This is a genomic window from Rhodobacter sp. Har01, assembly GCF_020564565.1.
In the GTDB taxonomy this organism is placed as follows: Bacteria; Pseudomonadota; Alphaproteobacteria; order Rhodobacterales; family Rhodobacteraceae; genus Pseudogemmobacter.
Genome location: NZ_JAJCTD010000002.1, coordinates 114421 through 138946 on the forward strand (window position 1 = coordinate 114421; position 24526 = coordinate 138946).

General features: G+C 69.6%; 24 protein-coding genes. 10 read left to right on the plus strand and 14 right to left on the minus strand.

The window, feature by feature from the left end; genetic code table 11:
- Positions 1-360 precede the first annotated feature (360 nt).
- From LHP98_RS06330 to LHP98_RS06340, 3 genes are all read left to right on the plus strand, one after another.
- Complete coding sequence (locus tag LHP98_RS06330; RefSeq protein WP_227251681.1) at positions 361-3195, plus strand: error-prone DNA polymerase; 2835 nt, start codon at positions 361-363, stop codon at positions 3193-3195.
- A gap of 229 nt (positions 3196-3424) precedes the next feature.
- The gene (gene rnr, locus LHP98_RS06335) at positions 3425-5659 is read left to right on the plus strand and encodes a ribonuclease R (RefSeq protein ID WP_227251682.1); all 2235 of its coding nucleotides are present in this window, start codon (positions 3425-3427) and stop codon (positions 5657-5659) included.
- Entirely contained in the window at positions 5656-6900 is a 1245-nt protein-coding gene (locus LHP98_RS06340) for a lytic murein transglycosylase (RefSeq protein ID WP_227251683.1), read from the plus strand. The genes rnr and LHP98_RS06340 overlap by 4 nt, the downstream gene beginning before the upstream one ends.
- 149 nt (positions 6901-7049) lie before the next feature.
- On the opposite strand, the gene LHP98_RS06345 is transcribed toward LHP98_RS06340, so the two are convergent.
- The 4 genes from LHP98_RS06345 to LHP98_RS06360 all read right to left on the minus strand — a co-directional run bounded on the left by LHP98_RS06345 (position 7050) and on the right by LHP98_RS06360 (position 10285).
- Complete coding sequence (locus tag LHP98_RS06345; protein WP_227251684.1) at positions 7050-7469, minus strand: GNAT family N-acetyltransferase; 420 nt, start codon at positions 7467-7469, stop codon at positions 7050-7052.
- Positions 7466-8608 (minus strand): succinyl-diaminopimelate desuccinylase, encoded by a 1143-nt coding sequence (gene dapE / locus LHP98_RS06350; RefSeq protein WP_413687619.1) that lies wholly within the window; start codon positions 8606-8608, stop codon positions 7466-7468. The genes LHP98_RS06345 and dapE overlap by 4 nt, the downstream gene beginning before the upstream one ends.
- A 20-nt stretch (positions 8609-8628) precedes the next feature.
- Positions 8629-8964 (minus strand): hypothetical protein, encoded by a 336-nt coding sequence (locus LHP98_RS06355; RefSeq protein WP_227251686.1) that lies wholly within the window; start codon positions 8962-8964, stop codon positions 8629-8631.
- Between the two features lie 61 nt (positions 8965-9025).
- Positions 9026-10285: a vWA domain-containing protein gene (locus LHP98_RS06360; protein ID WP_227251687.1), complete on the minus strand. Its 1260-nt coding sequence runs from the start codon at positions 10283-10285 to the stop codon at positions 9026-9028.
- A gap of 79 nt (positions 10286-10364) precedes the next feature.
- Here LHP98_RS06360 and LHP98_RS06365 point away from each other — a divergent pair, with 79 nt between their 5' ends.
- Both LHP98_RS06365 and LHP98_RS06370 read left to right on the plus strand, forming a co-directional pair.
- Entirely contained in the window at positions 10365-11114 is a 750-nt protein-coding gene (locus LHP98_RS06365; protein ID WP_227251688.1) for a DUF6502 family protein, read from the plus strand.
- Positions 11114-11290: a hypothetical protein gene (locus LHP98_RS06370; protein ID WP_227251689.1), complete on the plus strand. Its 177-nt coding sequence runs from the start codon at positions 11114-11116 to the stop codon at positions 11288-11290. Before LHP98_RS06365 ends, LHP98_RS06370 begins: the two co-directional genes overlap by 1 nt.
- A 2-nt stretch (positions 11291-11292) precedes the next feature.
- Here the strand turns inward: LHP98_RS06370 and dapD are convergent, their stop codons facing one another.
- On the minus strand, positions 11293-12117 hold the full coding sequence (dapD, locus tag LHP98_RS06375) for a 2,3,4,5-tetrahydropyridine-2,6-dicarboxylate N-succinyltransferase (RefSeq protein WP_227251690.1): 825 nt from the start codon (positions 12115-12117) through the stop codon (positions 11293-11295).
- Between the two features lie 62 nt (positions 12118-12179).
- On the minus strand, positions 12180-13097 hold the full coding sequence (locus LHP98_RS06380) for a threonine/serine dehydratase (protein WP_227251691.1): 918 nt from the start codon (positions 13095-13097) through the stop codon (positions 12180-12182).
- Positions 13098-13176: 79 nt separating this feature from the next.
- On the opposite strand from LHP98_RS06380, the gene LHP98_RS06385 reads away from it, so the two are divergent.
- Positions 13177-13989: an LOG family protein gene (locus tag LHP98_RS06385; protein WP_227251692.1), complete on the plus strand. Its 813-nt coding sequence runs from the start codon at positions 13177-13179 to the stop codon at positions 13987-13989.
- Between the two features lie 98 nt (positions 13990-14087).
- On the opposite strand, the gene LHP98_RS06390 is transcribed toward LHP98_RS06385, so the two are convergent.
- Positions 14088-15737 carry an electron transfer flavoprotein-ubiquinone oxidoreductase gene (locus LHP98_RS06390; RefSeq protein ID WP_227251693.1) on the minus strand — a complete coding sequence of 550 codons (1650 nt, stop codon included), beginning with the start codon at positions 15735-15737 and terminating at the stop codon, positions 14088-14090.
- Between the two features lie 257 nt (positions 15738-15994).
- Here LHP98_RS06390 and greA point away from each other — a divergent pair, with 257 nt between their 5' ends.
- Positions 15995-16465 (plus strand): transcription elongation factor GreA, encoded by a 471-nt coding sequence (greA, locus tag LHP98_RS06395; protein WP_227251694.1) that lies wholly within the window; start codon positions 15995-15997, stop codon positions 16463-16465.
- Between the two features lie 5 nt (positions 16466-16470).
- Positions 16471-17499 (plus strand): hypothetical protein, encoded by a 1029-nt coding sequence (locus LHP98_RS06400; RefSeq protein ID WP_227251695.1) that lies wholly within the window; start codon positions 16471-16473, stop codon positions 17497-17499.
- A 4-nt stretch (positions 17500-17503) separates the two neighbouring features.
- Here the strand turns inward: LHP98_RS06400 and LHP98_RS06405 are convergent, their stop codons facing one another.
- The 6 genes from LHP98_RS06405 to LHP98_RS06430 all read right to left on the minus strand — a co-directional run bounded on the left by LHP98_RS06405 (position 17504) and on the right by LHP98_RS06430 (position 22236).
- On the minus strand, positions 17504-18085 hold the full coding sequence (locus LHP98_RS06405) for a GNAT family N-acetyltransferase (protein ID WP_227251696.1): 582 nt from the start codon (positions 18083-18085) through the stop codon (positions 17504-17506).
- A gap of 25 nt (positions 18086-18110) precedes the next feature.
- Positions 18111-18725 (minus strand): hypothetical protein, encoded by a 615-nt coding sequence (locus LHP98_RS06410; protein ID WP_227251697.1) that lies wholly within the window; start codon positions 18723-18725, stop codon positions 18111-18113.
- Positions 18726-18753: 28 nt separating this feature from the next.
- Entirely contained in the window at positions 18754-18903 is a 150-nt protein-coding gene (locus tag LHP98_RS06415) for an aa3-type cytochrome c oxidase subunit IV (RefSeq protein WP_227251698.1), read from the minus strand.
- 50 nt (positions 18904-18953) lie between these two features.
- Positions 18954-19400 carry a DUF6173 family protein gene (locus tag LHP98_RS06420; RefSeq protein WP_227251699.1) on the minus strand — a complete coding sequence of 149 codons (447 nt, stop codon included), beginning with the start codon at positions 19398-19400 and terminating at the stop codon, positions 18954-18956.
- Positions 19397-20425 carry an MBL fold metallo-hydrolase gene (locus LHP98_RS06425; protein ID WP_227252070.1) on the minus strand — a complete coding sequence of 343 codons (1029 nt, stop codon included), beginning with the start codon at positions 20423-20425 and terminating at the stop codon, positions 19397-19399. The genes LHP98_RS06420 and LHP98_RS06425 overlap by 4 nt, the downstream gene beginning before the upstream one ends.
- 113 nt (positions 20426-20538) lie before the next feature.
- The gene (locus LHP98_RS06430) at positions 20539-22236 is read right to left on the minus strand and encodes an acyl-CoA dehydrogenase (protein ID WP_227251700.1); all 1698 of its coding nucleotides are present in this window, start codon (positions 22234-22236) and stop codon (positions 20539-20541) included.
- A gap of 91 nt (positions 22237-22327) precedes the next feature.
- On the opposite strand from LHP98_RS06430, the gene LHP98_RS06435 reads away from it, so the two are divergent.
- Together LHP98_RS06435 and mscL are read left to right on the plus strand one after the other, a co-directional pair.
- Positions 22328-23281: an L-threonylcarbamoyladenylate synthase gene (locus LHP98_RS06435; protein WP_227251701.1), complete on the plus strand. Its 954-nt coding sequence runs from the start codon at positions 22328-22330 to the stop codon at positions 23279-23281.
- Between the two features lie 158 nt (positions 23282-23439).
- Positions 23440-23820, plus strand: a complete 381-nt coding sequence (gene mscL / locus LHP98_RS06440; RefSeq protein WP_227251702.1) for a large conductance mechanosensitive channel protein MscL — start codon at positions 23440-23442, stop codon at positions 23818-23820.
- A 55-nt stretch (positions 23821-23875) separates the two neighbouring features.
- On the opposite strand, the gene LHP98_RS06445 is transcribed toward mscL, so the two are convergent.
- The gene (locus LHP98_RS06445) at positions 23876-24478 is read right to left on the minus strand and encodes a sulfite oxidase heme-binding subunit YedZ (RefSeq protein ID WP_227251703.1); all 603 of its coding nucleotides are present in this window, start codon (positions 24476-24478) and stop codon (positions 23876-23878) included.
- Positions 24479-24526: the final 48 nt, after the last annotated feature.

Sequence of the window (24526 nt, forward strand, 5' to 3'; positions counted from 1 at the left end):
GGCGCGGACGCAAGGCTTTTCTGTCGCCCGCACGGGACTTGCGCCCGTGCAGGCATCTGGGTTGCGCTTCACCTGCGGCCTTGGCGCCCGGCATCGACCGGGGCCTCCGGCGGGAGTATTTGGCAAAGGGCAAGCCTGTAAGGGCTTTCTTAACCAGGACTGTGGAAGGCTTGCTCTGCGGTACAGGGAGGAGTCCCGATGACCGCAGAGGGCAAGTCGTCCCGGCCGCGTGGGCTTTCCTCCCTGCGCACTGTAGCGGTGCCGTCGGTCGGGGCGCACCTCTCCTTGCATTTGCCCTTTTCCAAATACTCCCCCCGGAGGGTCTGCGGCCTCTGCCCCCGCAGCGTCCGGGGCTAGGCGATGGCCTTCATCGAGCTTTCTGCCACCACCAACTTCACCTTCCTGACCGGCGCCTCGCATCCCGAGGAGATGATGCGGCAGGCGGCAGAGCTGGCGATGCCGGCGCTGGCGGTGGCCGATGTGAACTCGGTCGCCGGGATTGTCCGCGCCCACACGAAGGCGCGCGAGTTGGCGCGGGATGGCGGGCCACTGGTGCGGCTTCTCCCCGCTGCGCGGCTGGTGTTGCGCGAGGGGCTGGCGGTCACCGCCCTGCCCAAGGACCGCGCTGCCTGGGGGCGGCTTTGCCGGCTGCTGACCCTGGGGCGCCGGCGGGCGCCGAAGGGGCAGTGCGACCTGGGGCTGGACGATCTGCTGGAGTGGGGGGAGGGCCTGGAGCTGCTGCTTCACCCCCCGTCCCGGGTGCCACAAGCGCCGAAGGTACAGGGCGGCGCGGGCACCTGGGCGAAACTCGCGCAACGGCTGACGCGCCGCCTTGAAGGGCAAATCCATCTCTTGATGGCCCCGCGCTATGATGGCCAGGACGGGCCGCGCTTCACTCGCCTTTCCCGGCTGGCCGAGAGCCTGGGGATTGCTCCCGTCGCCTCGGCCCTGCCGCTGATGCATGCCGCCCGCCGCCGCCGTCTGGCTGATGTCCTGACGGCAATCCGGCTGGGGTGCCGGATCGATGATCTGGGCCGCAGGGCACTGGCGCATGGCGAGCAGCGGTTGCGCAGCGAGGCGGCGATGCTGCGCCTGTTCCAGGGCCATGAGGCCGCCGTCCACCGCAGCGGAGAGATCGCGGCGCGCCTTGCCTTCTCGCTGGACGAGTTGCGCTACGAATACCCCTCCGAGGTCACCGGGGGCGAGACCGCCGCCGGGCGTCTGGCGCGGCTGGCCCACGCCGGGCTGGACTGGCGCTATCCGCAGGGCGCGTCCGACAAGGTGCGGGCGCAGATGGAGCATGAGCTGGCGCTGATCGGCAAGCTGGCCTACGAGCCGTATTTCCTGACCGTCCACGACATCGTGGCCTTTGCCCGCGCCCAAGGCATCCTCTGCCAGGGCCGCGGCAGCGCCGCCAATTCGGTGGTCTGCTACGCGCTGGGCGTCACCTCCGTCTCGCCTGAAATCGGCACCATGGTGTTCGAGCGCTTCGTCTCCGAGGCTCGCAACGAACCCCCCGACATCGACGTCGATTTCGAGCATGAGCGGCGCGAGGAGGTGATCCAGCACATCTATGCCCGCTACGGCCGCCACCGCGCCGGGCTTTGCGCCACCGTGATCCACTACCGCGGCAAGCGCGCCGTGCGCGAGGTGGGCCGCGCGATGGGGCTGTCGGCCGATGTCCTCTCGGCCATGTCCAGCCAGATCTGGGGCTTCGGCGGGCCGAAGGGGATGACCGAGGCGCGGCTGCGCGAGATCGGCCTTGACCCCGCCGACCGCCGGCTGCGGCTGGTGCTGGAGCTGATCGAGGAAATCCAGGGCTTTCCCCGCCACCTCAGCCAGCACGTCGGCGGCTTCATCATCACCGAAGGCCGGCTGGACGAACTGGTGCCGGTGGAAAACGCCACGATGGAGGACCGCACCGTCATTCCCTGGGACAAGGACGACATCGATTCCTTGAAGATCCTCAAGGTCGACATCCTGGCGCTGGGAATGCTGACCTGCCTGCGCAAGGCCTTCGACCTGGTGGAGAAACACCACGCCCGGCAGCTGACGCTGGCGACGCTGCCGCCCGAGGACCCGGCCACCTACGACATGCTGTGCAAGGCCGACAGCTTGGGCGTCTTCCAGGTGGAAAGCCGGGCGCAGATGAACTTCCTGCCGCGGATGCGGCCGCGCAGCTTCTATGACCTGGTGATCCAGGTGGCGATCATCCGCCCCGGCCCCATCCAGGGCGACATGGTCCACCCCTACCTGCGCCGCCGCAACGGGCAGGAGGTGGTGACCTTCCCGTCCGATGCCCTGGGAGCGGTCCTGGGCAAGACCCTGGGCGTGCCCTTGTTCCAGGAACAGGCGATGCAGATCGCCATCGTCGGCGCGGGGTTCTCGCCCGAGGAAAGCGACAGGCTGCGGCGCTCGCTGGCGACGTTCAAGAAGCACGGCTCGGTCAGCGAATTCCGCGACCGGTTCATGGAAGGCATGGGCCGGAACGGCTATGACCAAGACTTCTCGGCCCGCTGCTTTGCGCAGATCGAGGGCTTCGGCAGCTACGGTTTCCCCGAAAGCCACGCCGCCAGCTTCGCGCTCTTGGTCTATGCCAGCGCCTGGCTGAAGCGTCACCATCCCGGCATCTTCGCCTGTGCCCTGCTGAACGCCCAGCCCATGGGCTTCTACGCGCCGGCGCAGATCGTGCGCGATGCGCGCGAACATGGCGTCACCGTGCTGCCCCCCTGCATCAACCGCAGCCAGTGGGACAACGCGATGGAGGACACCGAGCGCGGCCTTGCCCTGCGGCTGGGCTTTCGCCAGGTGCGCGGTGTGGCCGAAGGCGAGGCCGAGTGGATCGCCGCCGCCCGCGGCAACGGCTATGCGGCAGTGCGCGACGTCTGGCGCCGGGCGGGGGTGCCCGCGACCACCGTCACAAGGTTGGCCGAGGCGGATTGCTTCGCCAGCCTGGGCCTTGACCGCCGCACCGCGCTTTGGGAAGCGCGCGCCCTGGCCCCGGGCCCGGACCTGCCGCTCTTCGCCGGCGACATCGACGGCGAGGGCATTGTCGAGCCGGCGGTGGTGTTCTGCACCATGACCGAAGGCGAGCAGGTGGTGGAAGACTACGTCAGCCTGCGCCTGACCCTGCGCAGCCACCCGATGGCCCTGTTGCGCCCCTTCCTGACGCCGCGCGGCGCGGAAGCGGCATAGTGGGGGTTTCACACCCCCGCACCCCCGTGGGATATTTTTGGACAGATGAAAGGGGCGCCGAAGCGCTGATTTCATCTGTCTGCAAATATCCCGGGGGTCCGGGGGCAGCGCCCCCGGCGCCGAGGAGGAGCGGGAACCGCGACGACGAGACAAAAGGCTTGCGGCGAAGCCGCGCAATTGGATCACCGGTCGGGTTTCCGCGCACCCTGCGTCGTGCTAGGTCTGGCGCATGACCCCCCTTCCCTCCAAAGACCAGATCCGCCAGTGGATCGCCGAGAACCCCGGCCTCACCTCGAAACGCGACATCGCCAAGGCCTTCGGGCTGAAGGGCGACCAACGCGCCGAGCTGCGGCGCCTGTTGGCCGAGCTTGAGGGCGAGGGCACTGTCACCAGGGCGGCCCGCCGGTTCCGCCCCAAGGGCGACCTGCCGCCCGTCGCACTGCTGCGGGTGCTGAAGCCTGACGCCGCCGGCGACCTCTTCGCCGAACCGATGGAAGAGGGCGTCGATCCGGACGCCGGGCGCATCCTGATCATCGCCGCGAAGGGCGACCCGGCGCTGGCCGAGGGCGACCGCATCCTCGCCCGCCTTAGCAAGGTCGAGCTTGACGACTACACCTGGGAGGCGCGGCTGATCCGCCGCATCGGGTCGAACCCGCTCAAGGTACTGGGCGTGTTCCGCAAGGGGTCCGAGGGCGGCCGGATCATGCCCATCGACAAGGGCCAGGACAAGGAATGGCGCGTGCGGGCCGAAGACGACTTGGGCGCCCGCGACGGCGAACTGGTCGAGGCCGAAGCCGTCGGCAACCGCCGGCTTGGCCTGCCGCAGGCCCGCGTGACCGAACGCCTTGGCGACCCCAGCGGCCCGCGCGCCGTGTCGCTGATCGCCATCCACCAGCACGGCATCCCCGACCAGTTTCCGGACGCCGCCATCGCCGAAGCCGACGCCCCCCGCCCGGCCACGCTGGACCGCCGCGAAGACCTGCGCGACCTGAACCTGGTCACCATCGACCCCGCCGATGCCCGCGACCGCGACGACGCCGTGCTGGCCGAACCGGACCGTGACCCCGCCAACCCCGGCGGCCACATCCTCTGGGTCGCCATCGCCGACGTCGCCCATTACGTCCGCCCCGGTGGCGCGCTGGACCGCGAGGCCCGGCGGCGCGGCAATTCCACCTATTTCCCCGACCGCGTGGTCCCGATGCTGCCCGACGTGCTGTCGGGCGACCTGTGCTCCTTGCACGAACACGTCGACCGGCCTTGTCTGGCGGTGCGGATTCACATCGACGCCCAGGGCCACAAGCTGAGCCACCGCTTCGTCCGCGGGTTGATGCGGTCGCGCGCGTCCCTGGAATACGGCCAGGTGCAGGCCGCCATCGACGGCACCCCCGACGCCCGCACCGCGCCGCTCTTGGACCCTGTCCTTCGCCCGCTTTACGCCGCCTATGCCTGCCTGAAACTGGCCCGCGCCGACCGCCAGCCGCTGGACCTGGACCTGCCCGAACGCCAGATCGTGCTGTCGGACGAGGGCAAAGTCACCTCGGTCGCCTTCAAGGAACGCCTTGATGCGCACAAGCTGATCGAGGAGTTCATGGTGCTGGCCAACGTCGCCGCCGCCGAGGACCTGCAGCGCCTGAAGCAGCCGCTGCTGTACCGCGTGCATGAGGAACCCAGCCCCGAAAAGCTGGACACCCTGCGCGAGGTCGCCGAAGCCTCGGGCTTCACCCTGGCCAAGGGGCAGGTGCTGAAGACCGCGCACCTGAACCGGCTGCTGACCCAGGCCGAGGGCAGCGAGTTCGACGAGCTGATGAACATCTCGACCCTGCGCAGCATGACGCAGGCCTATTACAACGCCGAGAACTTCGGCCATTTCGGGCTGGCCCTGCGCAACTACGCCCATTTCACCAGCCCCATCCGCCGCTATTCCGACCTGGTCGTGCACCGTGCCCTGATCCGCGGCCTAAAGGCGGGCGACGATGGCCTGTCGGCCTGGGACATCGAGAACCTGGACGAGACCGCCAAGCTGATCTCGGACGCCGAGCGCCGCAGCATGGCGGCCGAACGCGACACCATCGACCGCTACCTTGCCGCCTACCTGTCCGACCGGGTGGGCGCCATCTTCCAGGGCCGCATCTCGGGCGTGCAGCGCTTTGGCCTGTTCGTCAAGCTGGACGAGACCGGCGCCGATGGCCTGATCCCGATCCGCAGCGTCGGGCGCGAGTTCTTTCACTACGACCCTGACAGCCAGACCCTGATGGGCGCCGACACCGGCCTGACCATCGGCATCGGCCAGAAGGTGACGGTGCGGCTGACCGAGGCGGTGCCGGTGACCGGCGGGCTGATCCTCGACCTCATCGAGATCGAAGACCGCGCCCTGCCCGGCGGCAAGCCCGCGCGCGGCAAATCCCCCCGCCGCGCCGCCGTCCGGGCCGAGGTCAAGCGCCGCGTGGTGCGGAGGCGCCGGTGAAGACCACGGTGAAGGCGGCCGCGCTGGCGCTGCTGCTGGCCATTGCGCCGGCCGCCGCGCAGACACTTGAAGACCCGGAGGGCACGATCTTGGGCGAAGGGCGCAAGGACGGATCGGAAGCCGGTTTCCGACAGTGGGTGACGGACTTCCGGGGCAAGGCGCTGCAGGCCGGCGTCCCCGCCGCCACCTGGGACCGCGCCCTGCGCGAAGCGCATTTCCTGCCCGAGGTGGTCGAGCGCGACCGCCGCCAGACCGAATTCACCAAGACGATCTGGGATTATCTGGATGTGGCAGTCAGCGAGGACCGGGTGGCGCTGGGGCAAACGGCCCTTGCGGCCAACGCAGCCCTGTTCGACCGCATCGAAGCCGCCTATGGCGTCGACCGCGAAGTCGTCGCCGCCATCTGGGGCCTGGAATCCGCCTATGGGGCGTATCGCGGCACCACGCCCACCGTCTCGGCGCTGGCGACGCTGGCCTATGACGTACGGCGGGCGGCGTTCTTCGAGACGCAACTGATCCAGGCCCTGAAGATTCTGGACGAAGGCCACGTCGCGCCCGAGGACATGCTGGGCAGTTGGGCGGGCGCCATGGGGCATACCCAGTTCATGCCCTCAAGCTGGGCCGAGTTCGCGGTGGATTTCAACGGCGACGGCCGGCGCGACATCTGGGGCGACGATCCGGCAGACGCCCTGGCCTCGACGGCGAACTACCTGGCGCACTGGGGCTGGACGAAGGGTCAGCCCTGGGGCCTCGAGGTCCGCCTGCCCGAAGGTTTCGACTATGACCAGACCACCGAGCGGGTGAAGAAGCCGGTCGCCGACTGGCGCGCAATGGGCGTCGCCCCGATGGCCGGCGGCACCCTGCCCGAAGGCCCAGAGGGCAGCATCATTCTCCCCGCCGGCCACACCGGCCCGGCCTTCCTGATCTTCCCGAACTTCCAGGTGATCGAGCGCTACAACCTTGCCGACGCCTATGTCATCGGCATCGGCCACCTCGCCGACCGGCTGGCCGGAGGCCCCGCCATCGCCGCCCCCTGGCCCCGCCAGTGGCGCGCGCTGACGCTGGAGGAGCGCAAGGACCTGCAATCCCTGCTGGTCGCCCTGGGCCACGACACCGGCGGGGTGGATGGCCGGATCGGGCCGAAGACCATCGCTTCGGTGAAGGCCTGGCAGAAGGCGCGTGGCGATGTGCCCGATGGCTATCCCAGCCCCGACGTGCTGGCCGCGCTTCGAGACGGCTGACCGGGTCAGGGGGCGCTGCCCCCTCGGCCTGCGGCCTCACCCCCGGGATATTTCTTGGACAGATGAATGGGGCAAAGGCGTGCCTTTCCTTTCATCTGTCCAAAAATATCCCACGGGGGTGCGGGGGTGTGAAACCCCCGCGGCGACGGTCACAGCACGAGCAACATGTCCCGGTGCGGGAGTCCGGCGTCCAGATACTCGGGGCCGGTGGCGGTGAAGCCGAGGCGTTCGTAGAAGCCCAGCGCGTGGGTCTGGGCGCCCAGCTTGACCTTGCGGATGCCGGGGATGCGGCGGAGCTCCTGCACCGCCGCGCGCATCAGGGCAGCGCCCAGGCCGGTGCCCCGCGCCTGCGGCAGCACGCAGACGCGACCGACCTTGCCCACCTCGCCCTGCACCAGAAGGCGCGCGCAGCCGACCGGGCGGCCGTCCTGCCGCGCAAGCAGGTGGATCGCCGCGCCGTCCAGGCCGTCCAGCTCGTCCTCCTCGCTGACGCCCTGTTCCTCGATGAACACCGCCCGCCGCAGCGCCCGGCAGGTGGCGATGTCCGCCGTTGTCGCGATCTCGGTCACGCGAAATAGTCCCGCAGGATGCGGCCGTAGATCGCCTTCAGCTGGCCGATCTGCGCCACCTCCACCCGCTCGTCCACCTGGTGCATGGTCTTGCCGACCAACCCGAACTCCACCACCGGGCAATGCGACTTCACAAACCGCGCGTCCGAGGTGCCACCCGAGGTGGAATAGACCGGCTCCACCCCGGTTTCCGCCTGCACCGAGCGGCGCACCAGGGCAGAGAACTCGCCCGGCGGGGTCAGGAAGCTTTCGCCCGAGACCGAGAGCCGCATCTCGATCCGCACCCCGGTCTCGGCCTGGACCGCGGCCGCCTCGCGCCGCATCCAGTCACCCAGCGAGGCGCCGGAGTGCAGGTCGTTGAAGCGGATGTTCACCGTGGCCGCGCCGCGCGCCGGGATCACGTTGGTCGCCGGGTTGCCGCAGTCGATGGTGGTGATCGCCAGGGTCGAGGCGTCGAAATGCGCCGTACCTTCGTCCAGCGGTGCCGCCTCGAGCCGGGCCATCAGCTTCACCAAGGCAGACATCGGGTTCTTCGCCCGATGCGGATAGGCCGAATGGCCCTGCACGCCCGTTGCAGTGAACCAGGCGGTCAGGCTGCCGCGGCGGCCGATCTTCATCATCTCACCCATCCGCTCGGGGCAGGTGGGTTCGCCGACCAGGCAATGCGTCATGCGTTCGCCGTGGGCCGCCATCCAGTCGAGGATCGCCGTGGTGCCGTCGACCGAGTCGCCCTCTTCATCTCCGGTGATGGTGAGGATCACGGCGCCGTCGGGCGGCGTTTCGCGGACGAAATCCACCGCCGCCGCGACAAAGGCCGCCACGCCGGATTTCATGTCGGTGGCGCCGCGGCCATACATCCAGCCGTCGACCACCGCCGCGCCGAACGGGTCCTGTGTCCAGGCGGCTGCATCGCCCACCGGCACCACATCGGTGTGGCCGTTGAAGCCGAAGCTGCGGTTCGCGCCGCGCGCGCCCCAGCGGGCAAACAGGTTGGCAATGCCGTTGCGATCCGCCCGGTGGCATTCGAACCCGACCGCCGCCAGCACCTCTTGCAGCAGCGCCAGCGCGCCGCCCTCGGCCGGGGTGACCGAGGGGCAGCGGATCAGGCGGGCGGTCAGGTCGACGGGATTGACGGGGATCATGCGCGGCACCTCCGGGCTCATTCGTAGAATGGCGTCATCTGCGCCACGACGACCGAGTTTTCTTTCAATGCCCGCTCCATCAGCGCCTCTTCCTCGGCGTCGATCTTTTCCCCCGCCTTGCGGCGTTCCTCCAGCGTGCCCAGGCCCTGCACCTCCAGCGGCGCCAGGTCGGCCTCTTTCAGGATGGCCACCGTCTCGCGCACCGCTTCGGCCTCGTCAACGCCGCTGGCGTAGCACATCAGCGCCGCCCCGGTGGCCTTGTCGGGCAGCCCGTCGCCGGCCTTGCGGCCGACCTCGACCACCAGCGTGAACACCTGCTGCGGGCGCTTGGGCTTCTCGGGGGTCTCGGTCATTCGCGGGCTCCGTGGCGGACGGGCAGACCCTAGGGCCGCCGCCCGCCCGGTGCAACCGGGGCTAGTCGGCGCAGACCCCGGCGCGGGGGCTGCCCACCTGGCGCTGCACGCCGCCGGGCTCCTGCCGGTGGCCGGACAACTCGCTGGCCAGGACGCTGGTCAGCAGGGCCGAGAGCCTTGTCACCCGGTAGCAGGGGATGGTCGGTTCGGCATGGGCGTTGCCGACGCCGCTGTCGTCGGTTAGGAACAGGTAGCGCCCGCCGGTCGCGGCCGAGGCCTGGCGCATCAGGAATTCCGATTCCGCCGCCACGCCGCTGGCGCCCAGGGTGAAGATCTGCACGCCCTCGCCCGCCGCTGACTTCGCCGCCCGCAGGTAGGCGCCGGCGTCGCTGTCGTGCGGCGGCGCGTCGGCGACATGAATCAGCAGACGCTCGCCCTTTCCCCGCCGCCAGTCCAGGCCCAGGCCGGCGCGCAGGGCGGCGGCGGCGGCTTCCGGATAGTCGCCGCCGCCGTCGGCAGTCAGGCCGCGCAGCCAGCCGGCCATGGTGCCGCCGTCGCCGGTGAAGCCGTAGCTCTTCACCACGTAGTCGTCGCCCTGGTCGCGATAGGCCACCAGGCCATAGCGGATAGACACACCCGGGGCCTTGCGGGCTGCCGCGCGGGTGGCGCCGACCAGTTCCTTCTGCAGGAAGGCGATCTCGTCGGCCATGCTGCCGGTGGTGTCGACGACCAGCACGAGGTCAAGGAAGTCGGGGGTCCAGGCCTGGCTTTCCGGCAGCACGACGGTTTGCCTTGAGCCGGTGGCCAGCGTCCGGCGCGCCACTTCCTGGCCGTCGTCGGAGAACACCCGCAGTTCCACCTGTCCCAGCGCGCCGGCGCCCAGCACGGTCGGGAAATCGGCGATGCGGCCGTCGGGGCCGGCATAGCCTTCGTGGAAGGGCTGGGCCGCACCGGGGCGGCGCAGGGTATAGCGCGCGCCGGGGGCACTGTCGCCGCCCGGGCCGGCAAGCCGCGCAAGCACCGGCGCGCCCAGGCCCAGTTTCGGCAGGCCCAGCGCCGGCGCCGTGCGGGCGACATAGCGCGTGAAGGCGTCCAGGTTCAGCACATCGTCGATGTCGCCGGCCGTCAGCACGCCGCGTCGCGCGCCGCCCGCATAGGCCCGGCCAGGCACGGAAGGGGCGGCGTCCGCCACCGCCGATTCCATCACCACGGCTACCGGTTCGGGGGCCGTTTCGGAAACCGGTCGCGCGGGGCCGGCGGGCATGCAGGCCGCAACCAGTGCGATCAGCGACAGGGCGGGGGGAAGCAGGGACAGGCGCATGGCAGGCTCCATGTGGAAATGTGTAATTTGCACATACACACGCGCGCTGGACCTGTCAAAGGAAATGTGCATATTGCACATGATGGATCTGTTCGACGCCCTCTTCGCCCCCGTCGCCAGGCTGCTGGTCGCGCGCGGCGTGCTGTTCCCGGCCCTGGCCGAGCGGATGAAGGCGCATTACGTGCAGGCCGCGCTGGCGCAGTCCGAAGGCCGGGCGACCGACAGCCGGGTGTCGGTGCTGACCGGGCTGCAGCGCCGCGACGTGGCGCGGCTGCGCGGCGCCGATGTCAAGGACCAGCGGCCGGGCCACCTGTCGCGGCTGGTGGCGCTGTGGCAGACCGATCCGGCCTGGGCGACCGACCCGCCGCTCACTCTGCCCCGCGGCGGTCCTGCGCCCTCGTTCGAGGCGCTGGCGCTGGCGGTCCGCCGCGACGTGCATGCGCGGACCATGCTTGATGCCCTGGTCGCCGCGGGCACGGTGGCGCTGTCGGCGGACGGCCAGACGGTGCGGCTGGCGCAACCGTCCTACCAGCCGCTGGCCGGGTCCGACGACCAGCTGGCCTATCTGGCCCGCAACCTGGGCGATCACGCCCAGGCGGCGTTCGAGAACGTGCAGGGCCGCGAGCCGCCGCATTTCGAGCGCGCCGTCCACTACACCGGCCTGACCGACGTGCAGGTGGCCGCCCTGGCCGCGCGCTTTACCGCTGCCGAGATGGCGCTGTTCGCCGAAATCAGCCAGACTGCCGCGCAGATGAAGCGGTCGAACCAGCCCCCCGGGCGTATGCGCTTTCGCGCCGGAGGCTACTTCTTCCGGACCGGAGACGACTGATGCACCGCCTTGCCGCCTTGCTGGCCCTTGCCCTCATGACCGCCTGTGCCGCGCCGCAGCCGCTGGCAGAGTCGGAGGTCGCCACCGAGCCCGCCTATGCGGCGGCACCCGACCGCGGCAGCTGCCTGCCGGGCGACGATGACGGCATCGGCGGCACCGGCTGCCCGGTCGACTGAGGTCAGTCGCGCAGCAATTCGTTGATGCTGGTCTTCGACCGGGTCTGGGCATCCACCTTCTTGACGATCACGGCGCAGTAAAGGCTGACGCCCCCCTTCGACGGCATCGAGCCCGCCACCACGACCGAACCTGCGGGAACCTCGCCATACATCACGGCGCCGGTCTCACGGTCGACGATTCTGGTCGACTTGCCGATGAAGACGCCCATGCCGAGGACGGACCCTTCCCGCACGATGCAGCCTTCCACCACTTCGGAGCGGGCGCCGATGAAGCAGTTGTCCTCGATGATGGTCGGGCCGGCCTGCATCGGCTCCAGCACGCCGCCGATGCCGACGCCGCCCGAGAGGTGCACGTTCTTGCCGATCTGGGCGCAGCTGCCCACCGTGGCCCAGCCGTCGACCATGCTGCCTTCGTCGACATAGGCGCCGATGTTCACGAAGCTGGGCATCAGCACCACGCCCTTGCCGATGAAGGCCGAGCGGCGGACGATGCTGCCGGGAACCGCGCGGAAGCCGGCGGCGCGCCAGTCGGCGGCGGTCCAGCCCTGGAACTTGGACGGGACCTTGTCCCACCAGTTGCTGCCGCCGTTGCCGCCCGAAATCTCGGCCACGTCGGACAGGCGGAAGGACAGCAGCACCGCCTTCTTGGCCCACTGGTTCACATGCCAGTCGGCGCCGCGCTTCTCGGCCACCCGCAGGCTGCCGCTGTCCAGCGCGGTCAGCGTCGCCTCGATGGCGTCGCGCGCCTCGCCCCGGGTCTGCGGGCTGATGCTTTCGCGGGCCTCCCAGGCGGCTTCGATGGCGGTTTCCAGCGCGGCATAAGGCATGTCGGACCCTCCTCTTGGTGGTGCGGGGTCATAGCGGCTGGCGGCGCGCCGCGCAACGTGCCTCAGGCAAACGGGTCAGGCGCGGGGTTGGCACCGCAGACAAGCACGGCAAGGCGTTCGCCGGGGGCGGGGACATAGGCGCCGCACAGCAGGGCGGCCAGCGCCGCGGCGCCGGCGGGTTCCACGTATTGCCGCAGCGCTTGCCACAGCACCCGCTGCGCCTCGGCGATGGCGGCATCGGGGACCAGAACCGAGGTCACGCGGTTCGCCACGGCGAGGTCGTAGCAAAGCCGCCCGATCCGGGTGGCCCCCAGGGCATTCGCCGCAATGCCGCCGACCTGCACCTCGGTGTCGGGGCCAAGGGCCAGCGCGCGGTTCAGGGTGGGCGCCAGTTCCGGCTCGACCGCCACCACCTTGCGGCGGCCGCCCAGCCAGGCCAGCGACCCGGCGATCAGCCCGCCGCCGCCGACCGCGATCAGCACGGTGTCGGCGGCCAGCCCCTGCGCTTCCCATTCCCGCAGCAGGGTGCCCTGCCCGGCCACGGTGGCCGGGGCATCATAGGGATGCACCGGCATCGCGCCTGTCGCCACCGCATGTTCCGCCGAACGGACGGCGGCATCCTGGTAGAGGCCGGGGACAACCTCTAGCTGGGCGCCCTGTTCGCGGATCAGGGCGATCTTCGCCGGCCCGGCGATGTCCGGCACGAAGACCCGGGCCGGCACGCCCAGCCGGGCCGCGGCGAAGGCCACCGCCGCGCCATGGTTGCCGCCCGAGGCCGCCGTCACCCCTGCCGCGGGCAGCGACCGCGACAAGAGCGTGTTGAAGGCACCGCGGGCCTTGAAGCTGCCGGTGTGCTGAAGGTTCTCCAGCTTGACCTCGACCGGCCCCGCCCCGGGCAGGTCCAGCGCCAGCACCGGTGTCTGCCGCACATGGCCGGCGATCCGTGCCGCGGCCGCATCGATCTCTGGCACCCAATCCATTCCGCACCTCTGCCGCCACTGGCCAAGTCCCGGCCCCCAGCCTATGACTGCCCTTGCCCCCGACGTGCAAGGAAAGATCATGGCCGACGACACCCGCAGCCACCCGTTCCGCGACAGCACGCAGGACGTCGAGACCGCCAAGCGCATTCCCGACACGCCGCAGACCCGGGCGCCGGCCTACCGGCTGGCCTTTGCCGACCGCGATTTTCTGATGCGCGAGGAACTGCGGCCGGTGCGGCTGCAGCTGGAACTTCTGAAGCCGCAGCTGATCATGGATGAGCGCGGGATCGAATCGACGGTGGTGATGTTCGGCGGGGCGCGGATTCCGGCGCCAGAGCATCGCGACCAGGCCAAGACACCGACGCTGGCGGCCTTGTCGCACTATTACGATGAGGCCCGGCGCTTTGCCCGGCTGATGACCGAGCGCAGCCTGGACAGCTATGGCCGGCAGTGGGTGATCTGCACTGGCGGCGGGCCGGGGGTGATGGAGGCGGGCAACCGTGGCGCGGACGACGCCGGCGGCCAGTCGATCGGGCTGAACATCGTCCTGCCGCACGAACAGGCGCCGAACGGCTATGTCACGCCGGACCTGGCGTTCAACTTCCACTATTTCGCGATCCGCAAGATGCATTTCCTGATGCGGGCCGCGGCGATCTGCGTGTTTCCCGGCGGCTTCGGCACCCTGGACGAGACCTTCGAGGCGCTGACCCTGATCCAGACCGGGCGGATGAAGCGCATCCCGTTCCTGATGTTCGGCCGCGAGTGGTGGGAACAGATCGTCGACTGGAACCGGCTGGCCCAGGCCGGCGTGATCGGCCGCGAGGACCTGGACCTGTTCCGCATGGTCGAGACCGCCGAAGAGGCGGTCGCGGCGATCGACGACTGGGACTGAGGCGTGTCCCATGATGGGACATTCCTGCGCACAAGCCTTTTCAAGGGCTTGGCGGCCCGTTTTAACGAATTGTCAAGATTTTCCCCCTCCGGGGCGCATCACATGTTGGGATAATTCGGCCCGCCGCCGCCCTGCGGCGTGGTCCAGACGATGTTCTGCGACGGGTCCTTGATGTCGCAGGTCTTGCAGTGCACGCAGTTCTGGAAGTTGATCACGAACCGCGGCTCCTTGCCCGGATCGGAGACCACTTCATACACCCCTGCCGGGCAGTAGCGCTGCGCCGGCTCGGCATATTCCGGCAGGTTCACCGCGATCGGGATCGCCGGGTCCTTGAGCTTGAGATGCGCCGGCTGCGCCTCATCGTGGTTGGTGAAGCTGTAGGCGACGTTGGTCAGCCGGTCGAAGGACAGCACGCCATCGGGCTTGGGGTAGTCGATCGGCTTGAAGTCCGCCGCCTTGCCGGTGTGCTGGGCATCGGTCTTGTGATGCTTGAGCGTGCCGAAGGCGGTCAGCCCGATGGTGTTGAGCCACATGTCCAACCCGCCGCCCACCAGGCTGGCGGCCAGCCCGTAGTGCGACCACAGCGGCTTGACGTTGCGCACCTTCTTCAGGTCCTGGCCGATGGCGCCGGTGCGCACGTCGGTCTCATACTCGGTCAACTCGTCGCCGGCGCGGCCGGCCTTGATGGCGGCCGCCGCCGCATCCGCCGCCGCGATGCCGGACAACATGGCGTTGTGGTTGCCCTTGATCCGCGGCACGTTCACCAGACCGGCGGTGCAGCCCAAGAGCGCCACGCCGGGCGCCACCATCTTGGGGATCGACTGCCAGCCGCCTTCGGAGATGGCCCGCGCGCCATAGGCGATGCGCTTGCCGCCCTTGAGCAGCTCGGCCACCACCGGATGGTGCTTGAAGCGCTGAAACTCCATGTAGGGGTAGAGATAGGGGTTCTCGTAGTTCAGGTGGACGACCAGGCCGACGGCGACCTGATTGTTCTCAAGGTGATAGATGAAAGACCCGCCGCCGGCGTTCTTGCCCAGCGGCCAGCCCATGGTGTGGGTGACCGTGCCTTCCTTGTGCCTGGCGGGGTCGATCTCCCAGATCTCCTTCATGCCCAGGCCGAATTTCTGCGGGCATTTCCCGGCCGAGAGGTCGTATTTCGCGATCACCTGCTTGGCCAGCGAGCCGCGCACGCCTTCGCAGAGGAAGACATACTTGCCGCGCAGTTCCATCCCCGGCTCATACGACGGCCCCGGTTCGCCCGTGGCCGGATCACGGCCGAATTCGCCGGCCACAACGCCCGCCACCCGGTCGCCGTCGAACACCAGTTCCGAGGCCGCCATGCCGGCGAAAACCTCGACCCCCATGCCTTCGGCCACGCCGGCCAGCCAGCGGCAGACATTGGCCATCGAGACGATGTAGTTGCCGTGGTTCGACATCAGCCGCGGCATCGGCCAGTTCGGCACGCGCACCTTGCCCGAGGCGCCCAGCACCAGGAAGTTGTCGGACTTGACCGCATTGCGGATCGGCGCGCCCATCGTCTGCCAGTCCGGCAACAGCCGGTTCAGCCCCGAGGGATCGAGCACCGCGCCGGACAGGATGTGGGCGCCAACCTCAGAGCCCTTTTCCAGTACCAGCACGGTAAGATCGGGGTCGATCTGCTTGAGCCGGATGGCGGCGGCCAACCCGGAAGGGCCCGCTCCGACAATCACGACGTCATAGTCCATCGACTCGCGCACGATCTCGGACATCGACTTTCCCTTCGCATCCCGCCAACCGGGCTGTGTTGCCCCATGGTCAGGGCAAGGTCAACCGCGAAGCAACATTGCAGAGGTTGCCGCGCCGGCTGGCGAAATATTCTTGTCCGGCGGCGACGGATTCCGCCGAAGGCCCGCCATTCCACTTGCAATTGGGCAGGGCATCGGGTGATTTGACGAAGACCGACGCAGGCAGTCATGGACCGGGAAACCGGCCCGTGGCCTTGTTTTTTCACTTGAACGGTAGACCGATGGACAAGATCCCGATGACCCGCCGCGGCTTTGAGGTGCTGGACGCCGAGTTGCGGCACCTGAAGACCGTGGACCGCCCGGCGATCATCAAGGACATCGCCGAGGCGCGGGCGCATGGCGACCTGTCGGAGAACGCCGAATACCACGCGGCGCGGGAAAAGCAGGGCTTCATCGAGGGCCGGATCAAGGAACTGGAGAGCGTCATCTCGCTGGCCGAGGTGATTGACCCGGCCCGGCTGTCGGGACCGGTGAAGTTCGGCGCGACGGTGACCATCGTCGATGAGGACAGCGACGAAGAGAAGACCTACCAGATCGTCGGCGAGGTCGAGGCGCGCATCGAGGCGGGCCTCTTGAACGTGCGCTCGCCGCTGGCGCGCGCGCTGATCGGCAAGGAGGAAGGCGACAGCGTCGAGGTCGTCACCCCCCGCGGCCCGCGCAGCTATGAAGTGCTGTCGATCCGGTTCGTCTGACCGCCATGGCCCGCCCGCCGGACATGCCGCCCGATCCGCTTGGTCTTTCGGCCCGGCCCGAGCCGGCTGCGGGCGGCCGCACCACCGAAATCGTCGGCGGCCTGCTCAGCGTGGTCTGGGTGGTGGCCGTGCTGGCCTATATCCTGATCTCGCCGCCCGGCACCGAAGCGCAGACGATGGGGCTGGCGATGACGCTGCTGATCGTCTTCCTGCCGCTGGCGATGATCTGGGTGGCGGTGATCACCCTGCGCTCGGTGCGCGAATTGCGCGGCGAGGCGGCGCGGCTGCAGGCGGCGGTGGATGCGATGCGCACCAGCTATGTGCAGACCTCGGCCCAGGTGCAGGCGGCGGCGATCAAGCCATCGGTCGAGAAGAAGCTGGACGAGATCGCGGCGGTCGCGAAAGAGACCGGCACCGTGCTGGCCACCTTTTCCAGCCGCCGCGACGCCAGCCTCAGCGTGCCCTCGGCCGACCGCAAGGCGGCGCTGGCCCCGGCCCGGCCCGACCCCGAGGCGGAACAGCCGGGACTGGCGCTGGGCACTCCGACCGACGAGATGCGGCCGCCGCTGAGCGTGGCCGAGTTCGTCCGGGCGCTGCAGTTCCCGGAAACCCCCGAGGACAAGGAGGGTTTTCGCGCGTTGCGGATGGCGCTGGAGGACCGCACGGTGGCGCGGCTGATCCGGGCGGCGCAGGACGTGCTGACGCTGTTGTCGCAGGAAGGCATCTACATGGACGACCTGCGGCCCGAGATGGCGCGGCCCGACCTGTGGCGGCGCTTTGCGGCGGGCGAGCGGGGGCGGGCCATCGCCGCGGTGGGCGGCATCCGCGACCGCGCCTCGCTGGCGCTGACGGCGGCACGGATGCGCGAGGACACGGTGTTCCGCGACGCCGCACACCATTTCCTGCGCACCTTCGACAAGGTGTTCCAGGTGTTCGAGAAGACCGCCAGCGATGCCGAGCTGGCCGAACTGGCCGATACCCGCACGGCGCGGGCCTTCATGCTGTTCGGCCGGGTGGCGGGGGTGTTCGACTAAAGCGCTACAGCGGGCGGACCATGGTGATGGCCGCGGCAAAGCCGAAGATCGGTTGCAGCAGGCCCAGCCGGACCCGGTCGGTGGCGACGAAGCCCAGGCGCTCGTACAGCGCCCGCGCCCGCCAGTTGCTGTCGATCACCTCAAGCCGGATGGCGCCGTAGCCGCGGGCGCGGGCCTCGTCGAACAAGGCAGCCATGAGCGCGCTGCCGATGCCCTGGCTGCGCGCGCTGCGGGCCACCGCAATGCCGTCGATCAGGAAGCGCTGGTTGTCCACCTCGTTGCCCAGCGCGCGCAGGGCCAGCCCGCGCCAGAGCGCGCCGATGCGGCCATAGGCAGCCTGAAGGTCGGCCATGCTGCCGCCGGCAAAGCTGCCGAAGGGCGACTTGAAGCCGGCAATGCCCAGAAGCGCGCCGTCCTCGGTTACCGCGGTGAAGCAATGGTCGGCGCGGATCACCCGGGCCAGATAGGCCAGCGCCCGGTCGTCAGGCCCCAGCACGGTGCCAAGCTTGCCGCCGAAGGCTTCCCAGTAGAGCCGGGCCGCGGCGGCGTGCTGTGCGGCGGCAAGGCCCTTGCGGATGCTGACCATCGGCCCCGTCCCGCCCAACTGGCGCTCAGTTCACCCGATTGCCTTGCCTGTCGACCAGAATGACCCCGTGGGTGTTCGGCACATCCTCGTCGGTCAGGTAGCGCTCGGTCACGCCGGGCAATGCGCCGAACTGCTCTCCCAGGTTGATCGGGAACCAGGTCGAGCGGATCGAGCCGAACCCCGGCACGTCGCGCAGGATCAGCGAGATCGAATCGGCGCACATGGCCTTGGGCACGGCGCCGTTGCTCTGGATCTTCTGCAGCACCAGTTCCGCCACTTCGGGCGACACGATGCGGGTGCGCTCGATCACCGCGAAATGGTCGCGGGTGTGGTAGTCGAGGTAGAACAGCACCAGATCGTCGGTCATGCCGAAGTGCACGTCGTTGCGGACCGGAGCCTTGGGGTGCTGCCAGGTGCCGGCCGGGTCGAACAGCACCCGTTCGGACCCGTTGACCAGCAGCGCGGAATGCGCGCCGCTGCCGTTCGCGGTGTTGATCGTGGTCAGCAGCGTCACCGAAGCCGGTGGCCCGGCGACGTGGCGCGCGGCCTCGACCTGTTCCTGGGGGGCAAAGGTCTTGTCGGCCCCGCAGGCCGCAAGGAACAGGGCAGCGGCGAGGGCTGAAAAAGCGCGCGGCATCATGATCGGGGGCAGGTCCGTAAGCTGGGGGTCAGGCGTTCGACAGGGCCAGGATGACCAGGATGGCAAAGATGATGGCAAGCGCAGTGACCGTCATCCGGATGAACCTGCCAAAGGTCTTTTCCTGCTGGCGAATGTCCATCGAGCCGTGCTGGTGGGAGGTCTGGGCGTGATCGGCCATGGCGTCCGGTTCCCTGTGTTCTGCGCGCGTGTTCCAGACTGATAGCCGATTCAGCCGCCGCTGTCACGCGATCGGTCGGGCGAGGCGACGGCCTGTGTCCGGGCGCCCTCGGCCGAGGCATCGCCGGATTCCCCGCCCGACCAGCCGGCCGCCAGATGAAAGCCGATCCGCCGCGGCGGGTCTTCCGGCGCCAGCTTCGGCACCGCCTGCAGGATCACCGACAACTGGCTGACGTGCTGCACGAGCTGGGTCTTCAACCCCGCCTCGTCACGGCCGTAAAAGGTCAGGATGTCGGGCGCGTCGTAACCCAGGCCCTCGATCTGCAACACACCCGCCTCGCCGCCGGCGAAGCCCATGGCGATTTCCTGGCTGGCGTCGAGGTCCTTCTCGAAGTCGCGGATGTAGAGCACCAGCCGGTCATAGGCCCATTCGGCCGGGCTTTTCTGCCGGGCCGCCGCCCGCTTGCGCGGCCTTGGCTTGGGCTTTTCCGCCGTCATCGGTCTGTCCTCTGCCAGGCCCAGGCGCCCGAGGCGGTCAGGGAACGGCAAACCAGGCCCTTGTGCAAGAGGTGGTTGAGGTGGGCGACCGCCTCGGCCAGGGCAAGGTTTTCCTCGGCCGCGCCGATCTCACGCCGGAAGAGGGGCAGGAAGCATTGGATCGCGGTGCGCGGGCTGGCAAGGTGATCGAGCAGCCGGGCCAGTGCCGAGGCGTGGTTCTCGGCCATCTGCGGCAGCCGGAACGGCAGGCCGGTGAAGGGCAGCTTGTGGCCGGGCAGGACGAGGTGATCGTCGCGGGCATGGGCGGCCAGCGCGGCGCAACTCTGCAGCCAGCCGGTCAGCGGGTCATCCTCGGGTTCCGACGGATAGACGCCGATATTGGCCGAGATGCCGGGCAGCAGCTGGTCGCCGCCCAGGATCAGGCCATCGGTCCACAGCGTGGCATGGTCGGGCGCATGGCCGTTGCCCAGCCGCACCACCCAAGGACGCCCGGCAAGGCGCAGGGTCTGACCTTCGGTCAGGCTGGAGAAGCCGACCGGCATCGGGTGGACGACATCGGCAAAGTTGAACGGGCGTTCGGTGGCGCGGCGGGCGAGAGCGTCTTCGGACAGGCCTGCGCGGCGCAGGAAGGTCAGCGCCTGCGGCGTGGGAACGGGCTGGACGTCGAGCGTCAGCATGCGGGCGTAAAGCCAGGCGGTGCGGGGGGTCAGCAGTTCGGCGCCGCGGGCCTGGAACCAGCCGGCCAGACCGACATGGTCAGGATGGTGATGGGTGACGATCAGCCGGCGGACAGGGCGGCCGCGCAACGGGCCGGCGAGCAGGCTTTCCCAAAGGGCGACGGTGCGGCGGGTGTTCAGGCCGGTGTCGACCACGGTCCAGCCGTCGCCGTCATCCAGCGCGTAGACATTGACGTGGTCCAGCGCCATCGGCAGCGGCAGCCTTAGCCAGAGGACGCCGGGCGCGACTTCGGTGGCCTGGCCTTCGGGCGGGGCATCGGGGAAGGGGTGGGCGATGGCATCACGCATTGCGAAGGGATGCGCGATGCCGGCCGGCAGCGCAAGCCGCAGCGGGGGTTTCACACCCCCGCACCCCCGTGGAGTATTTGTCAAAGGGCAAATGCAAGGGGGCGGCGGTGACGTCAGCCCAGCAGATCGGGCAGGGGCACGGCGTAAAGGTCGGCGGCGCCGGTCAGGGCGCGGTCGAGCAGGGCCGCGTGCATGGGCAGCAGACGGTGGATCATCACCGCGGCCAGGGGGGTGCGGGCCGGGTCGGCGCCGGCGGCCTTGAGGTGGGCATCGGCCCCCAGCACCAGCGCGAAGGCGCGCAGGTAGGGCACGGCGCCGGCGAAGCGGTCGTTCGGGGACATGGCCAGCAGCGCCTCGGTCGCCTCGCGCAGGGTTTCGGCGGCTTGCCAGACCTCGATGGCCAGCTTGGGCAGGGTGGTGCGGGCGGCCTTGGCATCGGCCTCGACCTCGCCGATCAGGCGGAAGGCGGCCTCGCCGCCGTCGGCGAGCTTGCGGCCGACCAGGTCCATCGCCTGGATGCCATTGGTGCCTTCGTAGATCGCGGTGATGCGGGCATCGCGCAGATATTGCGCGGCGCCGGTTTCTTCGATGTAGCCCATGCCGCCGTGGACCTGCACGCCCATGTCGGCCACCTCGATGCCGGTGTCGGTGCCGAAGGCCTTGGCGATGGGGGTCAGCAGCGCGGCGCGGGCCTGCCACGACGCCTCGCCGGTGGCGGTGGCCATGTCGATGGCCTTGGCGCAGGCCAGCGCGATGGCGCGGGCGGCGAAGACCTGGGCGCGGGCCTCGGCCAGCATGCGGCGCACGTCGGCGTGGCCGATAATGCCGGGCTCGGCCGCCGTGGGGCCCTGCACGCGGTCGACCGCGAAGGCGGCGGCCTGTTGCAGCGCCGCCTCGGCCACGCCGACGCCCTGCGCGCCAACGCCGAGGCGGGCGTTGTTCATCATGGTGAACATCGCCGCCATGCCCTTGTGCGGGGGGCCCACCAGCCAGCCGGTGGCGCCGTCGAACTGCATCACGCAGGTGGGGCTGCCGTGGATGCCCAGCTTGTGTTCCAGGCTGACCACCTTGAGGCTGTTGGCGATGCCGGGGTTTCCGGCCGCATCGGGCAGGAATTTCGGCACCAGGAACAGCGAGATGCCGCGCGTGCCCGGGGCGCCATCGGGCAGACGGGCCAGCACCAGGTGGCAGACGTTCGACACAAGATCGCTGTCGCCCCAGGTGATGAAGATCTTTTGCCCCGTCACGGCGTAGGTGCCGTCGCCCAGCGGTTCGGCCCTGGTCTTCAGGGCGCCGACGTCGCTGCCGGCCTGCGGCTCGGTCAGGTTCATCGTGCCGGACCATTCGCCGGAAATCAGCTTGGGCAGGCAGAGGGCCTTGAGGGTATCGGAGGCGTGGTGTTCCAGCGCCTCGATCTGGCCCTGGGTGAGCAGGGGTTTCAGTTGCAGCGACAGGCAGGCGCTCGAGAGCATCTCGTTGACGCAGGTGGCCAGCGTGTGGGGCAGGCCCATGCCGCCGTGGTCGGGGCTGGCGGAGGCGCCGATCCAGCCGCCGTCGGCTATGGCGCGGTAGGCGCGGTCGAAGCCGGGCGAGGCGCGGACGATGCCGTTTTCCAGCCGGGCAGGATGCTTGTCGCCGTCGCGGTTGACCGGGGCGACGATGTCGTCGGACAGGCGGGCGGCTTCGGTCAGGATGGCGGTGACGGTGTCGGGGGTGGCCTCGGCAAAGCGGGGGGTGGCGGCGATCTCGGCAAAGCCCACGACGTGATCGAGGATGAAGCGCTGATCGGCGGCGGGGGCGCGGGGGGGCATGAAAAACCTCGGGCTTGTCTGCAAGGGCAGCGTCGACTAGGCACCAAGGCTAGCCTAAGCCCCCGCCCCTGCAACCCGGACGCTGCGTCAGATGGAATTGACCGAGACCCTGGCCGCAACGGATGCGGGCGTCGCGCGGGCCGCGGCACTGCTGCGCGCGGGGCGGCTGGTGGCGTTTCCGACCGAGACGGTCTACGGGCTGGGCGGCGACGCGCGGCGCGACGAGACGGTGGCGCGGATCTTCGAGGCGAAGGGGCGGCCGCGGTTCAACCCCTTGATCGTGCACGTGCCTTCGCTGGGTGAGGCCGAGAAGGTGGCGCTGTTCGACGACCGTGCCAGGGCGGTGGCGGGGGCGTTCTGGCCGGGGCCGCTGACGCTGGTGCTGCCGTTGCGGCCCGGGGCGGGGCTGTCGCCGCTGGTGACAGCCGGGCTGGGGACGGTGGCGGTGCGGGTGCCGGCGCACCCCCTGGCGCGGGCCTTGCTGCAGGCGTTCGGCGGGCCGCTGGCGGCGCCTTCGGCCAACCCGTCGGGCCGGGTGTCGCCCACCCGCGCCGTGCATGTGCTGGCGGGGTTGCAGGGCCGCGTGGCGGCGGTGCTGGATGGCGGGGCCTGCGAGGTGGGGGTGGAATCCACCATCCTGGGCCTGGCCGAGGAGGAACCGCGCCTGCTGCGGCCCGGCGGCCTGCCGGTCGAGGCGCTGGAGGCTGCGCTGCGCCAGCCCATCGCCAGCGGCGGCAGCGCCGAGAGACCCAGCGCGCCGGGGCAACTGGCCAGCCACTATGCGCCGGCGGCGGCGGTGCGGCTGAACGCCCATGCGGCCGAGACCGGGGAAATCCTGGTCGGCTTTGACCCGGTCCGGGGTGACCTGACGCTGAGCGAGACCGGCGACCTGGTCGAGGCGGCGGCGGCCCTGTTCCACGCCCTGCGCGAGGCCGATGCGCTGGCCGGACCGCAGGGCCGCATCGCCTTTGCCCCGGTGCCCGAGACCGGGTTGGGCCGCGCCATCAATGACCGGCTGCGGCGGGCGGCGGCGCCGCGCGGATGATTGCCCAATCCGGCGGCAGGACGCGGTATTGTAGTCATCCCGCAAATAATTCCCCGTGCGAAAATGTTCGATCTTGTGCATAGTCTTCCCGCGCCGAGACAAATGCGCGCAGCAAACCGGCCCGGGCAGCACATCGGGCGGAACAAGGGAACCGTGGAATGCTCAATGAGTTCAAGGCCTTCATTTCCAAAGGCAATGTCCTGGACCTCGCCGTTGGTATCATCATCGGCGCGGCCTTCACTGCTATCGTCACCTCGCTGGTCGATGACCTGATCCAACCGCTGATCGGCATGATCATTGGCGGGGTCGACTTCTCGGCCTGGGGATTCTCGATCGGCGACGCGAAATTCGCCATCGGCAACTTCATCACGGCGGTGATCAAGTTCCTGATCGTCGCCTGGGTGGTGTTCCTGCTGGTGAAGGCGGTCAACAAGATGATGCCGAAAGCGCCGCCAGCCCCGCCGGCCCCGACCGGCCCCAGCGAGACCGATCTGCTGAAGGAAATCCTGGCCGAGCTGAAGAAGTCGCCCGCCGCCTGATCGCGGCCCCGGAACAGGCAACGGCCCGCGGATCGCCCCGCGGGCCGTTCGCGTTTCAGGCCGGCGCCTGCGGCGACCGCGGCCGCAGATACCAATACCAGACGCGATAGGCCCAAAGCGCGATCAGCGGGCCGAAGTGGATTGCGGCCGGCGGCCAACTGCCCCAATTGTGCAGCGCCGCCCAGTGGATCAGCACCAGCACCGCCGCCGGATAGGCCAGCTTCTGCAGCCGCTTCCACCCCGCGCTGAGCCAGCGCTGCGAGACATCGTTCGAGGTCACCGCAAGCGGGATGAAGATCAGGAAGGCCAGCCAGCCGGTCCAGATGTCGGTGTGCGGCAGGGCGGCGAGGATGCGTTCCAGCGTACCGCGGTCGACGACATAGACCCAGGTGTGCACGGCGGCGTAAAGGAAGGCCGCCACCTCGATGTCGCGGCGATGATGCAGCAGCCAGCGCGGCCAGGACCGGCCCCGGAACAGCAGCATCAGGCCCGAGGCCATCATGCCGATGATCATCAGCCGGGCCGACCATTCGCCTGTCGGGTGCAGCAGATGGTGGAAGGCGCGGGCGTCGTCGCCAAGCAGCGGACCGATCATGCCCAGCGCGGGCAAGGCCATCACGGCCCAGAGGATGTAGGAAGAACGTGTACGGGAAGCCATGGGGCACCTTTACGTCGGGTGCCCCATGCTACGCCGCAGCGACGGCAT